Genomic DNA, 26,321 nt, shown 5'->3' on the forward strand with positions numbered 1-26,321 from the left:
CCAGCGGAACGTGGCGGCCGCAGCAGGATACGTATCCTGTCACGCCAGGTGACAGGCGAGCCTGATCTCGCCATCGTTCCGCAGGAGCGGGCGCTCGCTGCGGCAGCGCTCGACGGCGATGGCGCAGCGCGGGTGGAAGGCGCAGCCCGATGGTGGCGAGATCGGGCTTGGTACTTCGCCCGACATCGGCCGGCGCTCGCGGTTCGGCTTCTCGACATCGGGGATCGTCTCGAGCAGCAGCCGCGTATAGGGATGACGTGGCCGATTGAAGACCTGCTCGGCCGGCCCGGTCTCGACGAAGCGGCCGAGATACATGATCGCGAGATGGTCGGACATGTGCCGGACCACCGAGAGGTTGTGGCTGATGAACAAGTAGGTCAGCCCGAATTCCTTCTGCAGCCTGACCATCAGGTTGAGGATTTGCGCCTGCACGGAAACGTCGAGCGCCGAGGTCGGCTCGTCGCAGACCAGGAAGTCGGCCTCGGTCGCGAGCGCACGCGCAATCGAGATGCGTTGGCGCTGGCCGCCGGAGAACTCGTGCGGGAAGCGCGTCGCGTCGGTGCGGGACAGGCCGACGACCTCCAGCAGGTCGCCGACGCGGATGCCGGTCTCGGCCTCGCTTGAACGCAGCTTCAACTCGCGGATCGGCTCGGCGATGATGTCGCCGACGCGCCAGCGCGGGTTCAGGCTGGCATAGGGATCCTGGAAGATCATCTGCACGCGCGGCGGGCCGAACGTGCCGTCGCCGCGCCTGATGTCGGCGAAGCGCAGGCTGCCCTCGGTGGGACGCTGGAGGCCGACGACCATCCGCGCCAGCGTCGACTTCCCGCAGCCGGATTCGCCGACGACGCTGAAGGTGGTGCCGCGCGGGATCGCGAAGCTGACCGCCTCGACGGCGCGCAGGATGCGGCGCGGCGCGCGTGAGATCAGCCGCGTCAGCGCCGGCAGCGAGACGTCGAACCGGCACGAGGCCGCCTTGACCGTCAAGATGGCCTCGTTGCTCATGCCGCCACCATTGGCCGGGTTTCGGTCGAGGCCCGGAGCGAGCGTGGTCACGTCCTCATGCATGCGCGGCCTCCCGCAAGGGGAAATGGCAGGCGGCGGCGTGGCCCGATGGTGGCAGGCCGGGCTTGTGCTCGCGGCAGAAGCTGGTCGCGCTGCCGCAGCGCGGGTTGAAGGCGCAGCCGGCGGGAATGGCGTTGAGCCGCGGCATCGAGCCGTCGATCTGGTTGAGCTCGGCATGGCGCTGGTGGACGCTCGGGATCGAGGCCATCAGCCCGGCCGTGTAGGGGTGGCGCGGCCGGCGCGTGACCTCCTCGACCGGGCCGATCTCGACGATGCGCCCGGCATACATCACGGCGACGCGGTCGGCGGTCTCGGCGATGACGCCCATGTCGTGGGTGACCAGCATGATCGCCGTGCCATGCTCGCGGCAGAGCCGCTTCAGCAAGGTGGTGATCTGGGCCTGGATGGAGACGTCGAGCGCCGTCGTCGGCTCGTCGGCGATGATCAGCTTCGGCTCGGCGCAAAGCGCGAGCGCGATGACGACGCGCTGGCGCATGCCGCCGGAGAACTGGTGCGGATGCTGGTCGATCCGGGTCTCGGCGGCGGGGATGCCGACCTCCCTGAGCAATTGCAGGGCGCGCTCCCGCGCCTGCGCCTTGCTGACCGGCAGGTGGGTCATGATGGTTTCGACGAGCTGGTCGCCGACGGTCAGCAGCGGGTGCAGCGAGGTCAGCGGATCCTGGAAGATCGCGCCGATCTGGCGGCCGCGCAGCTTGCGCATCGCCTCGGCGGGGAGATCGTCGATGCGCTGGCCGTTGAGCAGGATGCTGCCGCCCGAAATCCGGCCGGGCGGATCGAGCAGCCCGATCACTGCCGTGCCGGTCAGCGACTTGCCCGCGCCGGATTCGCCGACCACGCCCAAAATCTCGCCGGGCGCGATCTCGAAGGAGACGCCGTCGAGCGCCGTCAGCGGGCCGCGGCGGCCGTCGAAGACGATGCGCAGGTCCTGGACCGAGAGCAGCGCGGCTGACGTCGGCGCATTCATGCGGCGGCCTCCTTGCGTGCGATCGGATAGCTCGACGAGAAGATCTCGCTCATCGGCGGGTGGCCATGGGTGCGCTCGGGATAGCGCGCCATCACGCCCTCGAACTGCGCCTGCGCCCGCTTCTTGTCGGCGGCTTCATCGATCTCTGGGATGATCCGGTCCTCCATGACGAAGCGGCCGTCGATGATCACGGTCGAGAAGTCGCGGCCGTGGCCGGCGAGCAGCATGGTCTGGATCGGGTCGATGACCTGGCCGAGATGCGGGCGGTCGAGGTCGAACACCGTGATATCAGCGCGGCTGCCCGGCTGGAGCCGGCCGAGATCGGGCCGGCCGAGCGCGTCTGCGCCGCCGATTGTGGCCGCGTCATAGTAGTCCTCGCTGCGCACGTCGGTGGCGTTGCCGGCCATGACGCGGGCGAGGATCATGCCGACCTGCAGGTTCATGATCATGTCGGGCGGGCTCGTATCGGTGCCCATGCCGATCTTCAGGCCCAGCGCGCGATAGCGGCCAAAATGGTCGATCGCGTTGCCGTGCCGGCCGGAGACCAGCGGGCAATGCACGATGGTCGATCCGGCGTCGCGGATGATCTCGAGATCGCGGCCGGGACGGGCGATGTGCTTGCTGCCGGAGACGTAGGTACCGTGCGGCAGCAAGGTGCGCTCGTTGAGGAAGCCGAGCTTTTCCAGCCATTCCGGCGGGCTCATGCCATGCTGAGCGAGGACCAATTCGTATTCGATCTTCGACTGGCAGCAATGCAGCCGGACGGGAACGCCAAGCGAACGCCCCGCTGCAGCCGTGCGTTTAAGCAGCTCCGCCGTCGAGGTCTCGATCCGATCCGGCGCCAGCATGGTGCGGATCAATCCGCCGGCCGCGCCCTCGAAGCGCTCGCAGAAGGCGACGGCGGCATCGAGCTCCTTCAGGCCGCGCGCCTCGTCGTAATGCGTGGTGATCCTGCCGTCCGCCTCGACCACCTGGTTGCCGGTGCGATAGGCCGGGCCGAGATAGGCGCGCAGGCCGAGCGCGGCCGCGGCCTCGGCGGCATCCCCGAACTCCTCCGGCGTCTCGCCCCATTCGCGGTAGAACAGCGAGGCGATCGGCAGCGCCGTCGTGATGCCGTTGCGGATCAGCGTGGCGAAGGCGTGCTTCTTCTGGAAGGCCAGCTCGTCGCGCGAGTACATCTCGTAGGGGCCGGCATCGAGATAGAAGCGCGGCCAGACGCGACCCTTCTTCCAGGCCGGCTGGTTGTCATAGGCGAGGATGGTGGTGTCGAGGTCGGAGAGCGCGTCGAGATCGACGAAGCCGGGGCCGATCAGCGCGTTTCCATAGTCGATCCGCCGCGCCACCTCGCCGGCAAAGTTATGCCCGGTGAAGACGACCGCGCCATCCTCGAAGACGATCTCGCCATTCTCGATCAGGATATGGCGACTGTTGCGATGGCCAACGAGCCAGCGCGCCGTCAGCAGGATGCGGCCCTCTGGCCTCCTGGCAGCTTGCAGCGTCACGGCGCGGTCCGGATCGAGACGCCGTCGCGGGCGACGATCTTGCCGCGCTTGATCACGCGGCGCCTGGGCGACCGGGTGACGATCGCCTCTGCGACCGTCTCGCCCGGCACCAGCACGAGGTCGGCGATAAAGCCCTCGTCGATGCCGTAGCCGGCAACCTCCATCACCCTGGCGCCCTGGCAGGTGCAGACGTCGAGGCCGAGCCGCAGCTCGTCGTCGCGGCGAAAGTTGTTGCGCAGGCCGATGAACATGGCGCGCTCCAGCATGTCGGCATTGCCGTAGGGGCCCCAGGTGTCGCGGATGCCGTCGGACCCGGAGCAGACCCGGATGCCGGCTTCGAGCAGCTTCTTCACCGGCGGGGCCGGGCGGCTCGCCGGGCCCGTCGTCATGATGGCGATGTCGAGCTCGGCGAGCCCGGCGATCAGCGGGTCGATCAGCGCCGGGTCGGGCGTGCCCAGGCAGAAGGCGTGGCTGATCGTGACCTTGCCCTGCATGCCGAGCGCGCGGGTGCGCTCGATGATCATGTCCATCGAGAAGGCGCCGACCTCGCCGGGCTCGTGCAGGTGGATGTCGAGTGGCTTGCCGTAGCGCTGGCAGAGCGCGAACACGGCGTCGAGATGGCCCTTCGGGTCGCGGTCGATCGTGCACGGGTCGAGCCCGCCGACGACTTCCGCGCCGAGCTTCATCGCCTCGTCCATCAGCTCCAGCGTGCCCGGCCGGCGCAGCAGGCCCGATTGCGGGAAGGCGACGATCTCGATGTCGACGATGTCGCGATACTCGTCGCGGGTACGCATCACGCCCTCGATGCCCCACATGCCATGCTCGGTGTCGACGTCGACATGGCTGCGGATATGGGTCGAGCCCATCAGCGAGGACTGGATGCTCTGGCGCGCCGACTGGCGGTAGGGATCGATGCCGAGTGCGCGCTTGTTCATGCGCTCGTTGTCGATCTTGTCGAGCAGCTTCGGGCCGACCTCGTTGACGTACCAGGGCAGGCCCCAGAGGCTCTTGTCGAGATGGGTATGGGCCTCGACCAGGCCGGGCAGCACGATATCACCGCGACCGTCCTCGACCGCGACGCCCTCCGGAGCCGTCAATCCCTTGCCGATGCGTGCGATGCGCCCGGCCTGGAGCAGCATGTCGGTCGGTGCGCCGGCATAGGGGCGGATGTTGCGCAGCAGCAGGTCGGCCATCGTTTCCTCGTCAGGTTTCTTGTCAGCGGAGTTTCGGGTTCAGCGCGTCGCGCAGCCAGTCGCCGAGCAGGTTGACGCTGAGCACGATCAGGCCGAGCTGCAGCGACGGGAACACCACCAGCCACCACGAGCCGGAGAACAGGTACTGGTTGCCGATGCGGATCAGCGTGCCGAGCGAGGGCTGGGTGATCGGCATGCCGACGCCGAGGAAGGACAGCGTCGCTTCCGAGAGGATGGCGAGGCCGAGATTGAGCGTCGCCGCGACCATGACCGGCGTCAGCGTGTTCGGCAGGATGTGCCGCCGCATGATCCGCGACGGCGCGACCTTGATGATGCGCGCGGCGAGCACGTATTCCTTGCGGCGCTCGACCATGGTCGAGGCGCGGACGGTGCGGGCGTACTGCACCCAGTTGGTCAGCGAGATCGAGACGACGAGCACGACCGCGGCGAAGGGCTCGCGCAGCGGCGGCGGCAGCAATTCGCGGAAGATGGCGCTGACCAGGATCGCCATCAGCAGGGTCGGGATCGAGAGCACGGTGTCGCCAAGCCGCATCAGCAGGTTGTCGATGCGCCCGCCATGGAAGCCGGCGACCAGCCCGATGGTGACGCCGAGTCCCATCGAGACGACGACGCTGGCGAAGCCGATGATCAGCGACACCCGCGTGCCATAGAGGATGGCGGAGAGCACGTCGCGGCCCTGCGGGTCGGTGCCGAGCAGGAAGGGCCATTCGCCATCCTTGCTCCAGATCGGCGGGATCTCGGCCTTGTCGATGAAGACCTGGCTCAGGTCGTAGGGGTTCTGCGGTGCGATCAGCGGCGCCAGGAAGGCGCTGGCGATCAGCAGGAACAGGACCAGCGCCGAGAGCCAGGCGGCCGGCGTGCGCTTGAAGCTCCAGCCGATATCGCTGTCGAGAAAGCGGCGCAGGCGGCCGGGCCGTGCGGCGTCAGCGGGCATTGGCGGCTCCCGAGATCGCGTCGTCGCGCAGGCGCGGGTCGACGAAGGCATAGAGCAGGTCGACCAGCGTGTTCAGCGAGACGAAGATGAAGGAGACGACGATCAGGTAGGCCGCCATCACCGGGATATCGACGAAGGTCACGGCCTGGACGAAGAGCAGGCCCATGCCCGGCCATTGGAACACGGTCTCGGTCACCAGCGCGAAGGCGATCAGGTTGCCGATCTGTAGGCCGGTGACGGTGATCACCGGCATCAGGCAGTTGCGCAGGGCGTGGCGGAAATGCACGGAACGGAGCGTCAGGCCGCGCGCCCGGGCGAAGCGGATGAAGTCGGTCCGCATCGTCTCCAGCATCTCGGCGCGGACGAGCCGCATCACCAGCGTGATCTGGAAGAGCGAGAGCGTGATGCCGGGCAGGATCAGAGCGCGCCGGCCCGACGAGGTCAGGAAGCCGGTGCTCCACCAGCCGAGCTGCACGACCTCGCCGCGCCCGAAGGCGGGCAGCCATTGCAGCGTCACCGAGAAGACCAGGATGAACAGGATGCCGAGCGCGAAGCTCGGCAGGGAGACGCCGAGCACCGAGACGAATTGCAGCGTCTTGGCGAGGAGGCTGTCGCGCCGGATCGCGGTGTAGACCCCGAGCGGGATGCCGACCGCCAGCGACAGGAAGGTCGCGACCAGCACGAGCTCGAAGGTCGCCGGGAAGCGCTCGGAGATCAGCGTGAAGACGTCCTGCTGGTTGCGGAAGGAGATGCCGAAATCGCCGCGCAGCGCGTTGCCGACAAAGGTGGCGAATTGCAGCACGAAGCCCTTGTCGAGGCCGAGCCGCACGCGCAGTTCGTCGCGCTGCGCCTGGCTCGCCTGCTCGTTCAGCATCAGCTCGACGGGGTCGCCGACGAAGCGGAAGATCAGGAAGGCGAGGAAGGCGACCGCGAGCATGACGCCGGCCGCATTGAGCAGTCGCTTGAACAGGAAGGCCGGCATCGCGCGCGCTCCGTTCAGGAGGGCGGCCGGACCTGCGCGATCCGGCCGGGGACAGGTCGGCTCACTTCATCCTGGTCAGCCAGAGCCGCGGCTTGTTGTCCGAGGCCTGGACGGTCGATTCGACGTTCTTGCCGATCGCCCAGGCCATCGGCTGCTGGTGCAAGGGTATGAAGAGCTGCTCGGCCTTGGCGATCTTGAGGGCCTCCTGCATCATCGGGATGCGCTTGGCGTTGTCGAGCTCGACGCCGGCCTTGTCGGTCAGCGCGTCGATGCGCGGGTCGCCCCAATTGCCCCAGTTGAACACGCCGCCCGTGCCGCTCTTCGAGCGCAGCACCTGCACCAGCAGCGAGTAGGCATCGATCATCGGCTCGTTGGCCCAGCCGAACGAGATCACGTCGAACTCGCCCTTGACCCGCTTGGGCGCCTGCTGGCTGCGCGGCGCCAGGCTGAGATTGGGCTTGAGCCCCGCACGCGACCACATCGAGGCGACCGCCTGGCAGAACTCCTCCTCGTTGACGAGCGAGTCGCTCTGGCAGTTCATCTGGAAGGAGAAGCCGTTGGGGTAGCCGGCGGCGGCGAGCAGCTTCTTGGCGCCGTCGAGGTCGAAGGGCAGGCGCACGTCCTGCGACGGCTCGTAGCCGGGGATGGCGGGCGCGACGAGCGCGCCGGTATTGCGCGAAAGGCCGCGCATGGCGCGCTTCTGCACCGCGTCGATGTCGATGGCGCGGTACATCGCCTCGCGGACGCGGATGTCCTTGAGCGGGTTCTTGTCCTTGACGTCGCTCTCGAACAGCGCGTTGCCGAGGTTGAAGGCGAAGAAGACCGAGCGCAGCTCGCTGGTCTGCAGCACCTTGACGTCGGGCGAGGCCGAGAGCCGCGGCAGGTCCTGCAGCGGCGCGACATTGGTGAAGTCGATCTCGCCGGAGAGCAGGGCGGCGACGCGGGTCGCGGCCGAGGTGATCGGCGTGAACTCGATCCGGTCGATGTTGTGCTGCGGCTTGTCCCACCAGTTCGGGTTCTTGATGAAGACGGTCTTCGAATCGGCCCGGCGCGATTCGATCGAGAACGGTCCGGTGCCGTTGGCGTTGTCGGTGGCGTAGCCCTTGACGCCCTTGCCGGAATCCGTTGGCAGCAGGCTGTTATTGGCCTCCATCCACTCCTTGTCGAAGATGTAGATGTTGGTCAGGTCGTTGAGCAGCAGCGGGTAGGGGCCGTTGACCTCGATCTCGACGGTGTAGTCGTCGATCTTCTTCGAGCTCTTATAGGCCGGCAGGTTGCCCTTCAGCGGCGAGGTCTCGTGGGTGACGCGGTCGAGAGAGGCGATCACATCGTCGGCGGTGAACGGGTTGCCGTTATGGAACTTGACGCCCTGGCGCAGCTTGAAGCGCCAGGTGGTCGGCGTCGGCGTCTCCCATGACTCCGCCAGCGCCGGCTCGATCTTGAGGTCGCCGGTATAGCGCACCAGCCCCTCATAGACGTGGTTGAGCACCGAGAGCGTGAAGGTCTCGCCGAAGGAATAGGGGTCGAGCGAGGCGATCTCGCGCGCCGCGCCCCATTTCAGCGTCTTCGCCTCTGCAGCGCCGGTGAGCGCGAGCGCGGCGACGGCAGCCAGCAGCCAATGCTTCTTCATCGATCTCTCCTCTCGATGAGCCTCGGCGCGTTCGGCGCTCGTGCGGCCCGCTACCCCTCGTTGCTGCCGCCATTTTAACCAGCGTGGCGCATTCTGCGGCAGTTCGTGTGCGATTAATAATCAATCTTGCATACGATTGAGAGATCGTATTGTATGCGATTATTGAAGACAAGGGAAAAACTGGAGTGGAGCGGCATCCCGTGTCATCGAGTGGCCAACATCTCTCGGAACCAACGCGAAACCTGGCCGCCATGACGGAATCCCGTGCCCCCGGATTGCGTGCGCAATCCGTATACCGAGCGCTCCGGCGCGCGATCATCGAGCAGGCGCTGAAGCCCGGCATGAAGCTGCCTGAGGATACGATCGGCGAGCAGCTCGGCGTCAGCCGCACGCTGGTGCGCGAGGCCTTCGGGCGGCTCGCCATCGAGGGCCTGGTCGAGCTGAAGCCGAACAAAGGCGCCTCGGTGGCCTATCCGACGCTGGAGGAGGCGCGCGACGTCTTCGACGTCCGGCGCGGGCTGGAGCGGCAGGTGGCGGAGAGCCTCGCGGGGCGTCTGACCGCGGCGCAGGCAGCCGAGCTCGAGGAGCATGTCCGCCTGGAGGAGAGGGCGCATGGCCAGGACGGGCCGGAATCGATCCGGCTCGCCGGCGAATTCCACATCAAGCTCGCCGAGATGACCGGCAACGCGCTGCTGCTGCGCTATGTCCAGGAGGTCAGCTCGCGCTGCTCGCTGATCCTGGCGATCTACGGCCGCCCGCATTCCTCCGATTGCGCCGTCTCGGAGCACCGCCAGCTGATCGAGGCGCTGCGCTCGGGCGATGGCGCTCGCGCCGCCAGCCTGATGGACCATCATTTGCAGGCCGTGGTGACGCGCGCGCTGCTGACGCCGCGCGGCGAACGCGACATTCGCGACCTGCTCGCGCCCTACGCACTGAGCGAAGGACTCAATCCATCGTGACCATCCATGCCCGCCCGGACACGCCGCCTGCCGACACAGCGCCGGTCGTCACCTTCGACTTCGCCGCCCTGACGCCCCGCGAGCGCTACAAGCTCCTGATCGGCGCCGTCGTGCCGCGGCCGATCGCGCTGGTGACGACGGTCGATGCGCAGGGCGTGGTCAACGCGGCCCCGTTCAGCTTCTTCAACTGCCTCTCGGCCGACCCGGCGATCCTGGCGCTCGGCGTCGAGTACCGACAGGTGGGCGGCCAGAAAGACACCGGCCGCAACGTCCGCGAGACGCTGTCCTTTACGGTGAACATCGTCTCCGACGCGCTGCTCGCGGGCATGAACGTCTGCGCCGTGCCGTTCGAGCCGGGTATCGACGAACTGGCCGAGGCGGGATTGACCGCGATGCCGGGCGTAAAAGTGCCCTGTCCGTGGATCGGCCAGGCTCCCGCGGCCTTCGAGTGTAGGCACCACACCACGCTCGGCATCGGCAATTCGCGCGAGATCATTTTGGGCGAGGTCGTCTACGCGCATTTCCGCGCCGACACGGTCGATGCCAACCGGCACTATGTCGACCCCGTCGCCCTCGACGCGATCGGCCGCATGGGCGGGCACGGCTACGCCACGACGCGCGACTATTTCGACCTGCCGACCATGTCGGTCGATGCCTGGCGCGGCGATCCCGCCCTGGCGAACGCCCGCCGTTGAGCCCTGCGCGGCTCGGGGCTGCAAAAGCGATCTGCATGCTGGCACGCGGGTTGCGATGCGGCAGCCATGGTTGCGGCGAGCGCTGGTCCCACTAGCATCGCTGCTTCCGGCGCCGCGGCGGCTCGATTCGTCCCGGCGTCGCTCCTGAAGCCCCGACAAGACTGGCAGCACCCATGGCCGTTCATCGCTTCGTCCCGACCAGCTATTCGAACGTCATCGGCACGCTGCCCCCGGTCCTCAGCGTCGCCAGCGGCGACACGATCATCACCACGACGCTCGATGCCGCCGGCGCCGACCACGAAGGCGTGACGCGCGCGCCGCGCGGCAACCCGATGACCGGCCCGTTCTTCGTCGAGGGCGCCGAGCCCGGCGATGCGCTCATCGTGACCATCGACCGCATGACCCCCACGCGCGCGACCGGCTGGACCTACTCGCCGGTCTCCCCGCAGGTGGTCGATCCCCGCACGGTCGCCGACCTGCCCAAGAGCGAGCGCTTCGAATGGGCCATCGATGCCGCAGCGGGCACCGTCAAGCTGATCGGTGTTTCCGAGCGCATTTCGGGCTGGAGCTTCCCGCTGACGCCAATGATCGGCTGCTTCGGCGTTGCGCCGGAGCGCGGACAGGCGATCTCCACCGCGACGAGCGGCTCCTATGGCGGCAACATGGACTATCGCCGCTTCGGGCCGGGCGCGAGCATCGCCTTTCCCGTCGCCGCGCCGGGTGGCCTGTTCTTCCTCGGCGACGGGCATGCCTGCCAGGGTGACGGCGAGATCGTCGGAACCGGCATCGAGACGAGCTTCGAGATCGAGTTCACGCTGCATCTGCGCAAGAATGCGCCGGGCCGCTGGCCGCGCTGCGAGACCGCGACCGACATCATCACCCTTGCGAGCGGCCGGCCGCTCGACCAGCCGCTCCAGTTCGCGACGACGGAGATGCTCCGCTGGATCGTCGAGGATCTCGGGGTGGACGCTGCCGAGGCGAGCCACCTGCTCGGCCAAGCCGTGCGCTACGACGTCGCCAACGTCTTCAACCCGGCCTATTGCGTCGCCTGCCGGCTGGAGAAGAATGCGATCACCCAGGGCATGTCGTTGTTCGGCTCATAGCGAGGCTGACTTGGACATCTTCGATCGCCTCAAGCAGGCCACCCCGGCCGAATGGACGAGCTATGTCGATCACGCCTTCGTCCGGCAGATGGGCGCGGGCACGCTGCCTCAACAGGCGTTTCGGACCTATCTCGTGCAGGACTACCTGTTCCTGATCCAGTTCGCCCGCGCCTACGCGCTCGCGGTCTACAAGAGCCGGACCCTGGCCGACATGCGGGCGGCGCAGGCGGGATTGTCCGCGATCCTCGATGTCGAGATGGACCTGCACGTCCGGCTCTGCGGGCGCTGGGGGCTCCAGCCGGGCCAGATCGAGGCGGCTCCCGAGCATCAGGCCACCATCGCCTATACGCGCTTCGTGCTCGATTGCGGCATGTCCGGCGACCTGCTCGACCTTCACGTCGCGCTGGCGCCCTGCGTCGTCGGCTATGCCGAGATCGGCCGGCGGCTTGCGCCCGCGGGTACGGCCGCGCTCGGCGACCATCCCTATCGCGACTGGATCGGCGAATATGCCGGCGATGCCTATCAGGAGATCGCGGCCATGGCCCGCCGCCATCTCGACGATCTCGCCGCCCGGGCGATGACCGAGCGGCGCTTCAGCGAACTCGCTGCGCTCTTCGCCAAGGCTTCGCTGCTGGAGGCGGATTTCTGGCAGATGGCGCTGGATGACAGGCCCCTCACAGGCCCTGCCGGCTCTCCATCATGACGCGGGCGGCTTCGCGCAGGCCGGCGCGGGAGGCGTCTCGCGCGTAGAACATGTGGCCGCCGGGAAACGTCCTGAGCTGCACGCGGGCCGGATCGCCCAGCGCCGGCAACTGGTCGAGCAGGAGCTTGCTCTCGAAATAGGGCGTGACCAGATCGGTGAAGCCGTGCGCCACGATCACCTGGAGGCGCGGATCGAGCGCCAGGGCGCTGCGCAGTTCGTGCATGGATTCGCGGTCGCCCCGACCCTGGCCGTAGCTCCAGCGCCGGGCGATCTCGTCGTTGAGCAGGAAATAGCGCCCGTCGGGCCGCCAGTTCAACTCGCTCGCATAATAGCCGAGCATGGCGCTCGTCAGCGGCGCGGTGATCGCCCCGAGCACGGCGTCGGGCGCCCGGCTGCGGGCGGCTTCGGGATCGGGATCGAGAGAGGCGACGCTGCCGTCATAGGGGCTGCCGACCAGGCCCTTGTCGCGGTCGAGCGCACGCAGGAAGGTGCCGGCATCGACCTTGCCGCCGAGTTGTTCCACCAGCGCCCGGTCGAGCCCCGTCAATGCCGAGACCCGCTCGGTCATGCGCTTGACCGCGTCGCGATCGCGCGGGCCCTTCAGCAGGTCGGCGAGGTAGTCACTGGTGGCATAGCGCTCGGCGTCGGTGAGCGCCTGCTGCGAGAGCTTGCCGTCGCGCTCGAGCTTCACTGCCGCCATCGCGGGCAGCGACACCACCCAACGCAACGGCGAGCCGCCGGCATCGCGCTGATAGGTGAAGTCGAGCACCGGCGAGAGCATGATGATGCCGGAGACGCCGACTCCGTCGCTTGTCTGCAACTCGCTGGCGATCTTCGGCGCGCGGAAGCCGCCATAACTCTCGCCGACGAGATATTTCGGCGAGGCGAGGCGGTCGTTCTGCCGCAGCCAGTTGGCAATGAAGCGAGAGAGCGACTTGTAGTCGCCCTCGACCGACCAGAGCAGCCCGCGCGCCTCGCCGCCGCCGGGGGCGAAGCGGCTGAAGCCGGTGCCGACCGGGTCGATGAAGACGAGGTCGCTGAAGTCGAGCCAGGTGTCGGCATTGTCGACGAGCAGGGGCGGCATCGAGGGCACGTCGCCCTGCCGGCCGAAGGGCAACCGCCTTGGGCCCATCAGCCCGAGGTTGAGATAGGCGGAAGCCGCGCCGGGTCCGCCATTGAAGGCAAAGGTGACGGGGCGTGCCGTGGCGGGGGCGCCCTGGTCGCGGTCGAGCACATAGGCGACATAGGCGATCTCGGCGAGCACACGCCCCGACTGGTCGCGCACCGGCAGCGCGCCGGCCGTGGCCGTGTAGCGCAGCGTGCGGCCGGGCAGGGCGAGGTCGTGCCGGGTGATCGAAGGTGCCGGCAAGGCTGCTCCCTGAGGCGCTGCGGGCCGCGCCTCCTGCCGGCTCTCCGCCCGGCCTTCCTGCTGGCTTGACTGGCTCGGCCCCCGCCGCGACGGCCCGGCGTCCTGCGACCAGGCCTGCTCGGCCATGGCGAGCGGCGCCAGCACGATCAGCCCGGCCAGGGCGAGTGAGAGCAGGGGACGGATTTTCATGGTGAACCTCGACAGCGGACCCGTTAGCGAGACTAAGCCGGCAACCGGGCGCAATTGACGAATTCGATATCACGAAGCCGTCAGGGACCGCCGCGGGCACGATTTCGGCGATTGCGCGCGATTGATAAGCTGCGCTTCATGCCGTTTCGCCCTGGGCTGCGGTTATCGGCGCCGGGTTGGCGCCCCACATGGGCAGCGGGCGCGGCGGCCGGGCGCAATCCCGCCGATTGGCTGTGCCCGCCATCGAATTTGCTGAATTCAAGCTTTTGAGGACCCGTTTCATGTCTCAACCGAACGCAGCCCAATCCGGCACCTTCAAGATCGGCAACGAGATCACGGTCAACCGCCTCGGCTTCGGCGCGATGCGCATCACCGGCCGTGGCGTCTGGGGCGAGCCCAGCGACCATGCCGAGGCGATCCGCACCCTGAAGCGCCTGCCGGAGCTCGGCGTGAACTTCATCGACACGGCCGATTCCTATGGGCCGGACGTCTCGGAGAAGCTGATCCGCGAGGCGCTCCACCCTTATTCCGGCCTGCTGATCGCGACCAAGGGCGGGCTCACCCGCGGCGGCCCCGACCAGTGGGCGCCGAACGGGCGCCCGGACTACCTGATCGGCCAGGCGAAGAAGAGCCTGCAGAAGCTCGGCGTCGAGCGGATCGACCTCTGGCAGCTCCACCGCATCGATCCGAAAGTGCCGCGCGACGAGCAGTTCGCCGCCATCAAGTCGCTGCTCACTGAGGGCCTCATCCGCCATGCCGGCCTGAGCGAGGTCTCGGTCGCCGATATCGAGGCCGCCCGCAAGGTCTTCCCGGTGGCGAGCGTGCAGAACCGCTACAACCTCGTCGATCGCGGCAGCGAGGACGTGCTGGACTATTGCGCCGCGCACGGCATCGGCTTCATCCCGTGGTATCCACTCGCAGCGGGCAACCTCGCCAAGCCCGGCTCGCTGCTCGACACGATCGCGCATCACCATGGCGTGGCGCCGAGCCAGGTCGCGCTTGCCTGGGTGCTCAAGCGCAGCCCGGTGATGCTGCCGATCCCGGGAACCTCGAAAGTCGCCCATCTCGAGGAGAACGTCGCGGCTGCGGCGCTGCAGCTCTCGGACGAGGAGTTCGCCGCGCTCGACCGCGCCGGCAAGGCCGAAGCCGGGCGCTGATCCCGGGCGAGCGGCTCGCCTCGGACAGATATCACAACGAAAAAGGTGCGCCATTGGCGCCCCTTCCTCATTGATGGGTGCTTCTCGCCGGCTCAGACGAAGCGGAAATCGTCGGTCTGGAGCGAGGAGAGCGAGACATTGGCGAGGGTGATCGTATCGTTCTCATCTACCGTGATCACCACGTTGCGGCCGTCCTGCGCCATCACATCCACAAGGGAGGCGAGGTTGGCGAACAGGGTGGCGTCGATCTCGATCACGTCCGAGCTCGAGCCCGTCAGCGTGAAGTCGGTGATGAGGTCGTTGCCCATGCCGGCCTGGAACACGAAGGCATCGTGCCCGGAGCCGCCCGTCAGCGTATCATTGCCGGCGCCGCCGATGAGCCGGTCGTCGCCCGAGCCGCCGGCCAGGGCATCGTCGCCCGCGCCGCCGGTCAGGATGTCGTTGTCCGAGCCGCCGTCGAGCTTGTCCGCGCCGTCGCCGCCGTCGATGACGTCCACGCCGGAGCCGCCCTTCAGCACGTCCTCGCCGGCACCGCCGGAGACGAGGTCGGCGCCCGAGCCGCCATCGACCGCGTCGTTGCCGGTGCCGCCCGTGAGCGTGTCATTGCCGGCGCCGCCGGTGACGGTGTCGTTGCCCGCGCCGCCGTCGAGCACGTCGCTGCCATTGCCACCAGTCAGCGTGTCGTCGGTGGCGACGGGAGCGTAGCTGAGGTTGATCCCGCCATTGCCGTCCGACGCCACGCTGAAGGCCATGCCGGCAAAATCCTGCGCCGGATCGAGCTGCAGGGTGATTGGCCCGATCGCCCCGCCCAGGACGGTGAGCAAGTTGCCGGCGCTGAGGGTGGCGGCGTTGGCGTCGCCGATGCCCTGGAGCTGGATCACGTCCTCCTGGCCGAAGCCCGAGATCGTCCCGGCGAACTGGTTGTCGCCGAGCAGGTCGAGGTCGACGCGCAGGGTCTGGGCGCCGTCCTGGAAGGCGATCGCCGCGCCTTCCTGAGACACCGTCCAGGCGCCGTCGACGAGCTTCAGCACCTCGATCCCGGCGATCGGGCCGAGCGTGTTTTCGCCTGCCGCGGCAAGCTCCAGCACGTCATGGCCGGCGCCGCCATCGATCGCCGCAGCCGCTCCGGCGATAAGCCGGATCGTATCGTCGCCATCGCCGAACAGCACGCGCTCTATGCTGCTGAAGCTGTCGGTGCCGATGCCCTGGCCCGAGGCCTTGTGCGCGGCAAAGTCGAGCAGGACCGTGCCGGTTGCGCCGAGGAGGGCGAGCGTGTCGATGCCGTTGCCGCCATCGATCGCGTCGTCACCCGCGCCGCCGTCGAGCACGTCGTTGCCGGCCTGGCCGCGGAGTGTATTGGCGCCGGCATCGCCGGTCAGCCTGTCGTTGCCGAAGCCACCGATGACGGTCTCGATGCCGGAGAGCTCGTCCGAGCCGGCCGCGTCGCCATCGGCGGTGCCGGCCGCGAGATCGACCGCCACGCCGGCGGTGTCGCCGGAATAGTCGGCGATGTCCGTGCCGTCGCCGCCATCGAGCGTGTCGTCGCCGACGCCGCCGACGAGCGTGTCGTCGCCCGCGCCGCCGATCAGGTCGTCGTCGCCGATGTTGCCGAGCAGCACGTCGTTGCCCTCGCCGCCATCGAGCGTATCGTCATCGCTGCCGCCGTCGAGCGTGTCGTTGCCCGCCAGGCCGGAGACGATGTCGTCGCCGGCAAGCGCGTTGATCACGTCGTCGCCAGCCCTCCCGACGAGCGTGTCGTCGAACTCGGTCGGACCCCCGACCGGCGTGTCGGGCGTGGCCGAGAGATCGGTGACCCGGACGTCGTCGAAGCTCAGGCCCTGGTTGCCCCATGAGTAGAGCCCGAACGTGCCCTTCTCGTTGCCATGGTCCTCGATGGCGTAGGCGAAGAGCGGCTCGCCGCCGAGCCAGGCCTGGATGCGGTTGTCGACGATCTCGACGCGCAGCTGCGTCGCCAGGCCGGGCTCGTACTTGCCGGGAACCTGGGCGAGGATCTCCTCAATGCCGTCGCGCATGCGGATCAGGTTGAAGATGCTGCCGGCGCCGTTGGAGGGGCTGCGGTCGAGCGTGCCTTCGGCGTCGAGCTCCAGCTTGTAGTAGTTCTTGTTGTCCGTGTAGTGGAACAGGAAGCCGAGACCGTCATTATCCGGCGTCTGGAACGTCGCCTCGATGGCGTAGTCGTCCCAGTTGCGCGCGGCCGGATCGTTGTAGAGCGCGTAGGTGCCCAGCCGCAGCACGTTGACGCCGTCGCCGAGCGGGCTCCAGCCATCCTGCCAGACATCCGGGTTGCTGGCGCCGTTCCAGGTCAGCTCGCGGCTCTGCAGGTCGCTGGTCTGGATCAGCTTGCCGTCTGCCGTGACGTGCCATTCCGACGACTTGCCGCCGGTGCCGACGCCACCGAACTCGCCTTCGTCGACGATCGTCCATTTCGACAGCGAGGCCGCGGACGAGAAGTCCTCGGCGACCAGGAGCTTCGACTTGTCGACGATGTCGATGTCGACGCGGTCGGACGAGGTCTTGCCCGCCGCGTCGGTCACGGTCAGCGTGAGCTGGTGCAGGCCGGCGGCGAACTCGACGGCCGGGTTCTTGCCGGTCGCGACCACGTTGCCGTCCTTGTCGGTCCAGACATAGGAGGTGATGTCGGTGCGGCCGAACGAGCTGCCGGCGTCGAGCGTGACGCTCGCCTTGCCGTCGCCGTCGAGGTCGTAGGCGCGCTCGTTCTCGCCGGCATGGGCGGTCAGGTCGAGGCGGGTCACCACCACGTCGTCGAAGATCGAGCTGCGCTGCTCGCTGGAATAGACGCCGATCGTGCCGTGGGTGAGCGGGTTGGTGCCGTCGACGACCGGCCCGCCGAAGACGCTGCGGTCGCCGAGGAAGATGTCGATCCGGCCGTCGGTGATCGCGACCTTGAGCGACAGCTCGGCGTTGAACTGCAGCCCGGCGGCAGTGGAGGCGAGCACGGTCTGGACGCCGTCCTGCACCTTGACCAGCTCGCGGCGGTTGGTCTCGCCGTTCATGCTGAAGCGGTAGTAGTTGCGCTCGTCCTGATAGTAGAAGACGACGCCCATGGCATCGTTATCCATCGAGGTCAGCGCGATCTCGTAGACGTAGTCCGACCAGTTCTTCGCCCCGGCCGAGCCCCAGACCAGGATGTTGCCCACCGCGTCGGACTGCTCGTAGAGCGCGCCTTCCGGCGCCGGCATGCCGTCCGTCCCTTCGGGACGCGAGGCGGCGGTGCCCTTCACCAGGAAGTTGCCGACGCCGGCGCCGACATCACCGGCGACGACCGAGGAATTGCCCCACTCGTCCACCATGCCGGGCTGGCTGAAGTCGATCTGCACGGAATAGGGCGTCGGCTGCTCATCGACGATGCCGCCGGCCTTGACGCCGCCGAGATCGGCGATCTCCTGGTCGGTGTAGAGCTTGTCGGAGAACAGGAAGCTCGAGACATAGAGGTTCGAGGTCTCGCCATCCTCGTCGGAGAACAGCAGCAGGCCCTTGGCGAGGTCGATCGTGTAGCGGTCGTCGTCCATGGACTGGCTGCCGACCAGCACGCCGTCGATGAACCTTGAGATGGTGACGGTGTCGCCGGTGTCGGTGACGCGGATCACCACGCGCTGCCACTGGTCGTAGTGGAAGGTGCCCTTATAGTCCTGGTTGATGCCGATGCTGCCGGTGCCGTTATTGTTGTTCCTGATGAAGAAATCGGCGTCGTCCGCGTTGCTGGTATTGGTCTGGAACAGGGAAGTGTAGCCGCCCGCGCCCGCGCCCGGCACCAGAATGTCGAAAGCCAGGGTGTAGCTGGAGACGACGTAGACGCCGGTCGGCAGCGGCTGGGCCGGAGTCAGGGTCAGCGCCTGGTTGGTGGCGAGCTTCGGGATGAAGGAGACATTCGCCTCGTCAGGCTGCGGAGCCGGGACATCGGCGCCGGGCAGCAGGCCGATGCCGTAATCGGAGGCCTTGCCGGAGGTCGCGCCGTTGCCGAAGCCGGCGGCGACGGCCGGGTTGGAGAAGTCGATCTCCTTGGACAGGCCCGAGGGCAGGGTGTCGACGATGCCGCCGGCCTTGACGCCGCCGAGCGCCGCGATCTCGGCGCCGGTATAGACCTTGTCGGTGAAGAGCACGCTGGAGACATAGGCCGGCGCGGTGTCGCCGTTCTCGTCGGCGAAGAGCAGCATGCCCTTGCTGAGGTCGATGGCATAGCGGCCGTAATTGGTGCCGGACTGAACGGTGTCGCCGACCTTCAGGCCGTCGATGTACTTGGTGATCAGGACGTCGCTGCCGCGGTCGGTGATGGTGAAGGCGACGCGGTGCCAGGCGTTGAAGCTGAAGGAGCCTTCATAATCCTGGTTGATGCCGATGCCGGCGCCGCCCTTGAGGAAGAGCTCGCCGTCCGTGGCATTGGTCAGGTCGGTCTGCAGGAAGGAGAACCAGGCGCCCGACTTCAGGTAGACGTCATAAACCAGCGAATAGGACTTCACGACGGTGCCGGCCGCGGCGTCGTCGATCTTGAGCAGGATGCCGCCATTCGCCTTGGTCAGCTTCGGGATCGCGGTGACCGTGGCGTCGACAGGCGCGGGAACCCGCGGATCTTCCGCCGGCAGGCCGACGATGCCGTAACCTGAGGTCGAGCCGGTGGAGGCGGTGACGGTCTGGCCCGGGCGGCTCCAGCCATCGGCGTTGCCGTCGTTGAAGGTCTCGACCAGCAGGGTATCGTCGCCCTGCACGATCACCACGACCTTGTCGGTCGTCGTCACGCCGGCGGCGTCGGTGACGGTCAGCGTCAGGTTGTGCTTGCCGAGGTCGAGGTCGACCGTCGCGTTGGCGCCGGTCGCGACCACGTCGCCGTTCTCGTCGGTCCAGGAATAGCTCAGCGCTTCCGAGTTCGGATTGAGCGATTTGGAGGCGTCGAGCTGGACGCTCGCCTTGTCCTCGCCGGCGCTGGCCGACACTTGCAGGTCGTCGCCGGCCTTGGCCATGGCGAAGAGTTCGGGCGCGCCGAAATCGACGTCGGTGAAGGTTTCCTGGTGGCCGCGATACTCGCCGGTCAGGCCGTCGCGGTCGAGCTCGGGCTTGACGCGGTAGCCGTCGAGATAGTCGTCGAACTGGGTGAAGTAGGTCTCGGTCGAGACGGTGTTGTTGTCGGGGTCGATCACGACGAGGCGGATGGCGCCGTTGCCGCCGTTGTTGCCCAGCGCCGGGTTGCCGTTGCCGGTGATCTCGCGGGAGATGCCGTTCTGGTAGTTGACCAGGAACTGGTAGACCGGGTTGCCGTATTGCGAATAGCTGACATCGGTCTCGGCGCCGTCGCCGAAGATGTGACCGGAGAAGGTCATGCTGATGTTCGGATACTTGGCGAGCAGCTCGCGGTAGATCGTCTCGCCGTCATTGGCGCCGCGCGGATCCTTGCCGATGCCGTAATCGTAGCCCGCGCCTTCGTCGTAGAGCGGGGCGGCAAGCGGGTCCTGGCGGCCGGCGAAGCTCGTCAGCGAGTGCGAGGCGATCATGACGCGGTGGTCGAGATGCTGCTCGATGACGTCGCCGGCCCAGCGGATCACATCGTCGCGCGGCCCGAACTCCATCGAGAGCACCAGCCACTTGGTGCCATCAGGCGCCGTGAAGGTGTTGTAGGTGTTGCGCGCGCTCGTGCTTTCCTGGTCGTAGGCGCCGCCGAAATTATCCGGATTGGTCCCGTTCTGCTTGTCGGGCGAGAAGCGCTCGTCGAGATAGACCGAGCTGTGGTCGGCCGCCGAGCCGCCGCTGGCCTGGTCGTGATTGCCGGGCAGCAGCGAGTAGGGGATCTTGCCGTCGAGCTTGCGCAGCGCCGCCTCGGCGATGTCCCACTGCGAGGACAGGTTGTTCTGCGTGATGTCGCCGACATGGACCATGAACTGGATGTTGTGGCTGTCCTTGTTGTCGACGAGCCACTGGGTCATGTCGCCGAAGATGTGGTTCAGCGAGGGGTTGCTGGTGTAGTCCTGCGTGTCGGGGAAGACCGCGACCGTATAGGCGTGCTCGCCGGCGACGCGGACGCGGAAATAGTCGCTCATCGCCGAGCCCTGGGCGTCGGTCGCGGTGATCTTGATGTCGGAGAAGCCCAGCTCGCCGAAATCGAGCACGAGCTTGCCGTCGACGATGGTCGGATCGACCACGGTCTCCTCGCCGACCTGCACGGTGTAGGTGAGGTTGGTGCCGGAGAAGATCGTCGAGAGGTCGATCGTCGCGTTCTCCGCGTCGGGCGTAACCATCATATCCTGGATCGACTTGATGATGCTGGTCATGGCTTCGTCCTCACTGCCTCAAGAAACGTCGTGCCGGCTATGGACCGGAGTGGCGGCGGCAGAAGTCCAGAAATGGCTCCTGCCTTCGGCGTGAAGAACTGGGAGGCCGAGATGACAGGCCGGTGAAAATCCGGTTTCGCGATCCATTCAAATTGTCGATACCGGGTATCCTCAGGACCAATGGAAATACTTCGGCTCGACGCTGCAGAGAATGATAGCCAGACCACGGACGCTGCGTGATATGGCCGTCCGGCGCGATGTTTCCCCGGCTAGAGAGGCGGTGGCCGGCTGGCTCGATCGCCGCCAAGCGGCCGTCTTCTGCGCGAGACTGCGTTCGTTGGAATCGATGGGACGGCCCTTTTCCGGCCCTGGCGCGGCGATGTCATCAGGCTGTCGCGCCGGGGCCGGATAGGGCCTCATGTCCACGACGCAGCTGCGGGCTTTCCATTTCGTCGCGTTGGCTGGGGGCTTCTCCCAGGCCGCCCGCGAAATGGCGACGGGACAGTCGACCTTGTCGGCGCAGGTGCGCCAACTCGAGGCGAGCTCAGGCATCAACTTCTTCGAGCGCAAGCCGCGCGGCGTCGTGCTGACGCCGGAGGGGCAGGCGCTGTTCGAGCTGACCTCGCGCCTCTTCGCCGCCGAGGCGGAGGCGCGCGCCTTCCTGCGCGACGAGGCCGGGCGCACCGGCGGGCATCTGCGCGTCGCGGCCGACGGCGCCTTCCTGTCCCTGCCGGTCCTGGCGCGGCTGCGGGGCGTGCGGCCGCGGCTGGGCTTCACGCTCGCGATCGACAATTCCGACCGGGTCGTCGAGCTGATCGTGAGCTATCGCGCCGATGTCGGCATCACCGCCCGGCTGCCGGGCGACCCGCGCCTCTATGCGCGCCATTTCGCCAGCATGAGCCTCGGGCTCTGCGTTCCGAACGAGCATGAGCTGGCGCGCTGCGCCTCCGTCGCGATGGCGGACATCGCAGGCCTGCCCTTCGTCATGCGCGAGCGGGGATCGCTGACCCGCGAGATGTTCGAGCGCAACCTCGCCGAGCACGACGTCACGCTCGGCCCGACGCTGGAGATCTCGACCCGCGAAGGCGTGCGCGAGGCGGTCGCGACCGGCTTCGGCATCAGCGCCGTCACCCGCCACGAATTCGGCCACGATACCAGGCTCAGCTTCGTGCCCATTCACGACGCCAGGCAGGTCATCCGCGAATACGCGGTCTGCCTGGCGGAGCGCCGCCATCTCCCGCTCGTGCGCGAGTTCTTCGCCCAGGCCGATCTCTGGGGCGAGGCGCAGGGCGGCGCGGACGGGACCCGGCCGGCCGGCCGCGCGTAGCGCCGTCGCCCCAAGCGCATGGCGAAAATGCCAGGAGGGGAGCCAAAGCCCTACCTTGCCGGGAAACCGCTGATGGCACGTCCTATCTGGACGCTTTTCCTCGCGCGTGATCATTGCTTCAATGGAATGCCGTTACAGTCGCGCGGCACTCGCCGCGCCACAGATGGACGCATTCCCGCAAAACCCGCGTCCCCGTCGAACCGATCCCACGAGGCATTTCACGATGATTGAGTACCGTCAGCTCGGACGCAGCGATATCCGCGTCTCGGCGATCGCATTGGGCACCATGACCTGGGGCCAGCAGAACACCGAGGCCGAGGGCCATGCCCAGCTCGACCACGCGTTGGATTTCGGCATCAACTTCATCGACACGGCCGAGAACTACTCGATCCCGCCGAGCAAGGAGACGCAAGGCTCGACCGAGCGCATCATCGGCACCTGGCTGAAGGCGCGCGGCAAGCGCGACAAGATCGTGCTGGCCAGCAAGGTCTCCGGCCCGAGCGACCGGACCTACCTGCGCAGCGACGGCCAGTTTCCGCGGCTCGACGCCAGGAACCTCAACGAGGCCATCGACAACTCGCTGGCCCGGCTCCAGACCGACTATCTCGACCTCTACCAGCTGCACTGGCCGCACCGCCCGCTGGCGCTCTTCGGCGGCGGCGCGCATGCGCAGTCGCGCGGCGGCGACGGCTCCGAGGTGCCGATCGAGGAGACGTTGGATGCGCTCGATGGTCTGGTTCGCGCCGGCAAGGTCCGTCATATCGGCCTCTCCAACGAGACCGCCTGGGGCCTGTCGCGCTTCCTGCACCTTTCGGAGGTGAAGGGCTGGCCGCGCGTCGCCAGCGTCCAGAACGCCTATAACCTGCTCAACCGGACCTATGAGGTCGGACTCGCCGAATTCTGCGAGCGCGAGCAGGTCGGGCTCATGGCCTATTCGCCGCTCGGGCAGGGCTATCTCACCGGCAAGTACCAGCGCGGCGCCCGGCCGCCCGGCGCCCGCGTCACGCTGTTCTCGCGCGGCAACCGCTATGAGAAGCCGGGGACTGAGGCTGCCATCGACGCCTATCTCGCCATCGCCCGCGATTTCGGCCTCGACCCGGCGCAACTCGCCATCGCCTATGTCACCAGCCGCCCCTTCGTGACGGCCAACATCATCGGCGCGACCAGCATCGAACAGCTCAAGGCCGATCTCGCCTCGGTCGACGTGGTCATCACGCCGGAGATCGAGGCGCGGATCGACGCCGTCCACCAGCTCCATGGCAGTCCGGCGCCGTAAGAGCCCGTTTGATACTTCTACTGGCGCGGCCGTCTGGCGCGATCGTCTGCGCTTCCGGTGCTCACGTACAAACGTACGCTCCGCTCCGGTTCTCGACGATCGCGCCAGCCGACTCACGCCAGCGAAGTCTCAAATGGGCTCCAAGCTCTTGTTGCCGGTGGTTCAGGCCGCCTGCTGCGGCGTCGGGCCGACATAGCGCGATTGCGGCCGGATCAGCCGGCCGCCGGCGATCTGCTCCTGCGCATGGGCGAGCCAGCCGATGGTGCGGCCCATGGCGAAGACGCAGGTGAAGCTGTCGGCCGGGAAGGCGAGGGCCTCCAGCAGCAGCGCCGTGTAGAACTCGACATTGGTCTGCAGGGCGCGGTTCGGCTTGCGCTCGCGCAGGATGGCAAGCGCCGCCTGCTCCACCGCCTCGGCATAGGCGAGCCGGCCTGAAGTCGCGTCGAGCTTGCGGATCGCGCGCTTCAGCGCGTCGGCGCGCGGGTCGCGCACCCGGTAGATGCGGTGGCCGAAGCCCATCAGCCGGTCGCCGCGCTGCAGGGCCGCCTCCAGCCAGGCGCGGGCATTGCCGGCCTCGCCGATCTCGTCGAGCATCTCGATCACCGGCCCCGGCGCGCCGCCATGCAGCGGCCCCTTCAGAGCGCTCAAGCCGGCCAGCACGGCCGAGGCGAGGCCGGCGCGCGTCGAGGCGACGACGCGGGCGGCGAAGGTCGAGGCGTTGAGCCCATGGTCGCAGACCGTGACGAGATAGGCGTCGAGCGCCGCCGCCTGCGCCGGGCTCGGGGCCTCGCCGCGCATCATCCGCAGGATATCGGCCGAATGCGGCAGTGTCGCATCGGGCGCGACCGGCGCGAGCCCTTGCTGCGCCCTGACGACCGCGGGCGTGAACACGGCCGGCGCCGCCAGCAGCCGCAGCGCTGTGGCGACATCGTCGCCATCGGCCAGCCGCGCCGTCAGCGCGCGCACCGCCTCGACCGGCGTCCGGTTCTTCAGGGTCTCATCGAGACCCGCGACCTCCGCGAAGACCTCGACCCGGCTGCGGCCGAGCGCCGCCTCGAAATCCGCGCCGGAGGGCAGATAATCGAAGAAACCATGCAGCATCAGCTCTGCTGCTTCGGCAAAGCTGGTGTGCCCGGCGAGTTCGTCGAGCAGGTGCCCGCGTATGACCAGGCGGCCAGCCGCGCCATCGACCTCCGACAAGATCGTCTCCGCTGCGACGACGTTTTCAAGCCCATCCGACATCGGACTCTCCTTTCAAGAACCGTCTTGAGGATTGGGATTGAGCTAGGTAGAATCAATCTTGAACGAAAAAATCAACATATGCGGATGAGCGATAGCAGGTGAGCGACTGGCTGACGGCGCAGGAGGTGATGAAGCGGCTCTCGCTGAAGCCGCAGACGCTCTACGCCTATGTCAGCCGCGGGCGCATCGAGGCGAAGGGCGATGCGGGCGACCCGCGCCGCAGCCTCTACCGCGCCGCCGACGTCGCAAGGCTCGAATATCGCAAGACGCGCGGCCGGCGGAACGCCGCGATCGCCGAGGACGCCATCGCCTGGGGCGAGCCGGTGCTGGCCTCCAGCATCACCACGGTCGCGCAGGGGCGGCTCTGGTATCGCGGCCAGGACGCGGAGATTCTGGCGCGGACGGCTCGGCTCGAGGACGTCGCCCGCCTGCTCTGGGCCTGCGGCGATGCCCGCTTCCCGACCCAGTTCAACATCGTCGGCGAGGGCACTGGCAGCCAGCGCATGTTCGCGATGATCGCCGCCCGTGCCGCCAGCGACCCGGTCATTGGCAGCCGGGCGCCCAAGGCCTTGTATTTCGAGGCCGCGGCCGTGCTCGACGCCTTGGTCGATGCCGTCGCCGGCCGGCCGGGCGAGGGCCCCATCCACGAGCGCATCGCTCGCGCCTGGGGCTGCGAGGCCGGCGTCGACCTCATCCGCCGGGCGCTGGTTCTGCTCGCCGATCACGAGCTGAACGCGTCGACCTTCGCGGTGCGGGTCACGGCCTCGACGCGCGCATCGCTGGCGGCCTGCGTCCTCGCCGGCCTCTCGGCGCTATCGGGGCCGCTGCATGGCGGCATGTCGACGCGCGTGCGCGCCTTCGTCAGCGATACCAGGCGCGACGGCATCGAGGCCGCAATCAACGCGAGGCTTGAACTCGGCGCGTCGGTGCCCGGCTTCGGCCATCCGCTCTACCCGGAAGGCGATCCCAGGGCGCGCGCCTTGCTCGACGCCTTTGCGCTGCCGCCCGAATATGCCGGGATTCAGCGGGCGACGGAGGCGATGACCGGCGAGTTGCCCAATATCGACTTCGCGCTGACGGCCCTGGCCCAGGCGCTGCATCTGCCGCAGGACGCGCCGTTTCAGATCTTCGCCGCCGCGCGCTGCACCGGCTGGATCGCTCACGCCATCGAGCAGTATCAGAGCGGACGGCTGATCCGCCCGCGGGCGCGCTATGTCGGCGAGCTGCCCAATCCGGGCTGAACCGGCCGAGGCCTTCAACGAGCGAACAAGAGGGATTGCGATGGAGATCAACCTGCCGGACGTGGTCGCGGAAGTCCGCGCCGTCTTCGAGCGCTATGAGCAGGCGCTCCAGGCCAACGACATCCCGGTCATGGAGGAGATCTTCTGGAACTCCGGCCACACGACCCGCTACGGCGTCGGAGAGAACCTGCGCGGCTGGCAGGCGATCTCGGAGTTCCGGCGCAGCGGCAAGCTCGGCCGTTTCAGTCGCACGCTGCTCAACACGGTGATCACGACCTATGGCCGCGACTTCGCCACCGCCAACACCGAATACGAGCGCGATGGCGAGACGCTGTCCGGCCGCGAGACCAAGACCCTAGTGCGCACGCCCGACGGCTGGCGCATCGTCTCGGCTCACGCGAGCCTTTTGGGCGTGACCGTCTGAACTGGAGCGGTTTCCGATCAGATGG

Annotated in this window: 19 protein-coding genes; 9 read left to right on the forward strand and 10 right to left on the reverse strand. The window is 67.8% G+C overall.

The genetic code is table 11. From position 1 onward, the window contains the following. Positions 1-39 precede the first annotated feature (39 nt). The 7 genes from DWF00_RS21130 to DWF00_RS21160 form a co-directional block, all read right to left on the reverse strand. A complete protein-coding gene (locus DWF00_RS21130) occupies positions 40-1,005 on the reverse strand; it encodes an ABC transporter ATP-binding protein (RefSeq protein WP_114829888.1) in 966 nt (321 codons plus the stop codon). A 55-nt stretch (positions 1,006-1,060) separates the two neighbouring features. Next, positions 1,061-2,050 carry an ABC transporter ATP-binding protein gene (locus tag DWF00_RS21135; protein WP_114829828.1) on the reverse strand — a complete coding sequence of 330 codons (990 nt, stop codon included), beginning with the start codon at positions 2,048-2,050 and terminating at the stop codon, positions 1,061-1,063. Then, positions 2,047-3,552 (reverse strand): amidohydrolase family protein, encoded by a 1,506-nt coding sequence (locus tag DWF00_RS21140; protein WP_210207894.1) that lies wholly within the window; start codon positions 3,550-3,552, stop codon positions 2,047-2,049. The genes DWF00_RS21135 and DWF00_RS21140 overlap by 4 nt, the downstream gene beginning before the upstream one ends. After that, positions 3,549-4,745 (reverse strand): amidohydrolase family protein, encoded by a 1,197-nt coding sequence (locus DWF00_RS21145; RefSeq protein WP_114829827.1) that lies wholly within the window; start codon positions 4,743-4,745, stop codon positions 3,549-3,551. The genes DWF00_RS21140 and DWF00_RS21145 overlap by 4 nt, the downstream gene beginning before the upstream one ends. 22 nt (positions 4,746-4,767) lie before the next feature. After that, the gene (locus DWF00_RS21150; protein WP_114829826.1) at positions 4,768-5,700 is read right to left on the reverse strand and encodes an ABC transporter permease; all 933 of its coding nucleotides are present in this window, start codon (positions 5,698-5,700) and stop codon (positions 4,768-4,770) included. Continuing rightward, a complete protein-coding gene (locus DWF00_RS21155; RefSeq protein ID WP_114829825.1) occupies positions 5,690-6,682 on the reverse strand; it encodes an ABC transporter permease in 993 nt (330 codons plus the stop codon). The genes DWF00_RS21150 and DWF00_RS21155 overlap by 11 nt, the downstream gene beginning before the upstream one ends. 61 nt (positions 6,683-6,743) lie before the next feature. After that, positions 6,744-8,312, reverse strand: a complete 1,569-nt coding sequence (locus DWF00_RS21160) for an ABC transporter substrate-binding protein (protein ID WP_114829824.1) — start codon at positions 8,310-8,312, stop codon at positions 6,744-6,746. 251 nt (positions 8,313-8,563) lie between these two features. Here DWF00_RS21160 and DWF00_RS21165 point away from each other — a divergent pair, with 251 nt between their 5' ends. From DWF00_RS21165 to tenA, 4 genes are all read left to right on the forward strand, one after another. Beyond that, positions 8,564-9,271 (forward strand): GntR family transcriptional regulator, encoded by a 708-nt coding sequence (locus DWF00_RS21165; RefSeq protein ID WP_114829823.1) that lies wholly within the window; start codon positions 8,564-8,566, stop codon positions 9,269-9,271. Beyond that, positions 9,268-9,966 carry a flavin reductase family protein gene (locus DWF00_RS21170; protein WP_245974164.1) on the forward strand — a complete coding sequence of 233 codons (699 nt, stop codon included), beginning with the start codon at positions 9,268-9,270 and terminating at the stop codon, positions 9,964-9,966. Before DWF00_RS21165 ends, DWF00_RS21170 begins: the two co-directional genes overlap by 4 nt. A 173-nt stretch (positions 9,967-10,139) precedes the next feature. Beyond that, positions 10,140-11,069 (forward strand): acetamidase/formamidase family protein, encoded by a 930-nt coding sequence (locus DWF00_RS21175; RefSeq protein ID WP_114829822.1) that lies wholly within the window; start codon positions 10,140-10,142, stop codon positions 11,067-11,069. Between the two features lie 10 nt (positions 11,070-11,079). Beyond that, positions 11,080-11,772 carry a thiaminase II gene (gene tenA / locus DWF00_RS21180; protein WP_114829821.1) on the forward strand — a complete coding sequence of 231 codons (693 nt, stop codon included), beginning with the start codon at positions 11,080-11,082 and terminating at the stop codon, positions 11,770-11,772. On the opposite strand, the gene DWF00_RS21185 is transcribed toward tenA, so the two are convergent. After that, on the reverse strand, positions 11,744-13,330 hold the full coding sequence (locus tag DWF00_RS21185; RefSeq protein WP_114829820.1) for a S10 family peptidase: 1,587 nt from the start codon (positions 13,328-13,330) through the stop codon (positions 11,744-11,746). The genes tenA and DWF00_RS21185 overlap by 29 nt on opposite strands. Positions 13,331-13,611: 281 nt before the next feature. Here DWF00_RS21185 and DWF00_RS21190 point away from each other — a divergent pair, with 281 nt between their 5' ends. After that, positions 13,612-14,487, forward strand: a complete 876-nt coding sequence (locus tag DWF00_RS21190) for an aldo/keto reductase (protein ID WP_114829819.1) — start codon at positions 13,612-13,614, stop codon at positions 14,485-14,487. A 92-nt stretch (positions 14,488-14,579) separates the two neighbouring features. Here DWF00_RS21190 and DWF00_RS21195 read toward each other — a convergent pair whose 3' ends face one another. Next, the gene (locus tag DWF00_RS21195; RefSeq protein WP_114829818.1) at positions 14,580-20,786 is read right to left on the reverse strand and encodes a 3-keto-alpha-glucoside-1,2-lyase-like domain-containing protein; all 6,207 of its coding nucleotides are present in this window, start codon (positions 20,784-20,786) and stop codon (positions 14,580-14,582) included. A gap of 418 nt (positions 20,787-21,204) precedes the next feature. Between DWF00_RS21195 and DWF00_RS21200 the strand changes: the two genes are divergently transcribed. Next, a complete protein-coding gene (locus tag DWF00_RS21200; protein ID WP_114829817.1) occupies positions 21,205-22,113 on the forward strand; it encodes a LysR family transcriptional regulator in 909 nt (302 codons plus the stop codon). 226 nt (positions 22,114-22,339) lie between these two features. Then, on the forward strand, positions 22,340-23,389 hold the full coding sequence (locus DWF00_RS21205; protein ID WP_114829885.1) for an aldo/keto reductase: 1,050 nt from the start codon (positions 22,340-22,342) through the stop codon (positions 23,387-23,389). A gap of 162 nt (positions 23,390-23,551) precedes the next feature. Here the strand turns inward: DWF00_RS21205 and DWF00_RS21210 are convergent, their stop codons facing one another. Next, positions 23,552-24,631, reverse strand: a complete 1,080-nt coding sequence (locus DWF00_RS21210) for a citrate synthase/methylcitrate synthase (protein ID WP_114829816.1) — start codon at positions 24,629-24,631, stop codon at positions 23,552-23,554. Between the two features lie 98 nt (positions 24,632-24,729). Here DWF00_RS21210 and DWF00_RS21215 point away from each other — a divergent pair, with 98 nt between their 5' ends. Both DWF00_RS21215 and hpxZ read left to right on the forward strand, forming a co-directional pair. Further along, positions 24,730-25,872, forward strand: coding sequence for a citrate synthase family protein (locus DWF00_RS21215; RefSeq protein WP_114829815.1), 1,143 nt, complete (start codon positions 24,730-24,732; stop codon positions 25,870-25,872). Between the two features lie 40 nt (positions 25,873-25,912). Beyond that, positions 25,913-26,296, forward strand: coding sequence for an oxalurate catabolism protein HpxZ (hpxZ, locus tag DWF00_RS21220; protein WP_114829814.1), 384 nt, complete (start codon positions 25,913-25,915; stop codon positions 26,294-26,296). Positions 26,297-26,321: the final 25 nt, after the last annotated feature.

It is taken from the genome of Allobosea caraganae (assembly GCF_003351345.1).
In the GTDB taxonomy this organism is placed as follows: domain Bacteria; phylum Pseudomonadota; class Alphaproteobacteria; order Rhizobiales; family Beijerinckiaceae; genus Allobosea; species Allobosea caraganae.

Excerpts from the sequence above, each read along its gene's own strand:
- DWF00_RS21130 (WP_114829888.1), bottom strand. The coding sequence starts at position 1,005 with ATGAGCAACGAGGCCATCTTGACGGTCAAGGCGGCCTCGTGCCGGTTC.
- DWF00_RS21135 (WP_114829828.1), bottom strand. The coding sequence starts at position 2,050 with ATGAATGCGCCGACGTCAGCCGCGCTGCTCTCGGTCCAGGACCTGCGC.
- DWF00_RS21145 (WP_114829827.1), bottom strand. The coding sequence starts at position 4,745 with ATGGCCGACCTGCTGCTGCGCAACATCCGCCCCTATGCCGGCGCACCG.
- DWF00_RS21150 (WP_114829826.1), bottom strand. The coding sequence starts at position 5,700 with ATGCCCGCTGACGCCGCACGGCCCGGCCGCCTGCGCCGCTTTCTCGAC.
- DWF00_RS21155 (WP_114829825.1), bottom strand. The coding sequence starts at position 6,682 with ATGCCGGCCTTCCTGTTCAAGCGACTGCTCAATGCGGCCGGCGTCATG.
- DWF00_RS21160 (WP_114829824.1), bottom strand. The coding sequence starts at position 8,312 with ATGAAGAAGCATTGGCTGCTGGCTGCCGTCGCCGCGCTCGCGCTCACC.
- DWF00_RS21165 (WP_114829823.1), top strand. The coding sequence starts at position 8,564 with ATGACGGAATCCCGTGCCCCCGGATTGCGTGCGCAATCCGTATACCGA.
- DWF00_RS21175 (WP_114829822.1), top strand. The coding sequence starts at position 10,140 with ATGGCCGTTCATCGCTTCGTCCCGACCAGCTATTCGAACGTCATCGGC.
- DWF00_RS21185 (WP_114829820.1), bottom strand. The coding sequence starts at position 13,330 with ATGAAAATCCGTCCCCTGCTCTCACTCGCCCTGGCCGGGCTGATCGTG.
- DWF00_RS21190 (WP_114829819.1), top strand. The coding sequence starts at position 13,612 with ATGTCTCAACCGAACGCAGCCCAATCCGGCACCTTCAAGATCGGCAAC.
- DWF00_RS21195 (WP_114829818.1), bottom strand. The coding sequence starts at position 20,786 with ATGACCAGCATCATCAAGTCGATCCAGGATATGATGGTTACGCCCGAC.
- DWF00_RS21200 (WP_114829817.1), top strand. The coding sequence starts at position 21,205 with ATGTCCACGACGCAGCTGCGGGCTTTCCATTTCGTCGCGTTGGCTGGG.
- DWF00_RS21210 (WP_114829816.1), bottom strand. The coding sequence starts at position 24,631 with ATGTCGGATGGGCTTGAAAACGTCGTCGCAGCGGAGACGATCTTGTCG.
- hpxZ (WP_114829814.1), top strand. The coding sequence starts at position 25,913 with ATGGAGATCAACCTGCCGGACGTGGTCGCGGAAGTCCGCGCCGTCTTC.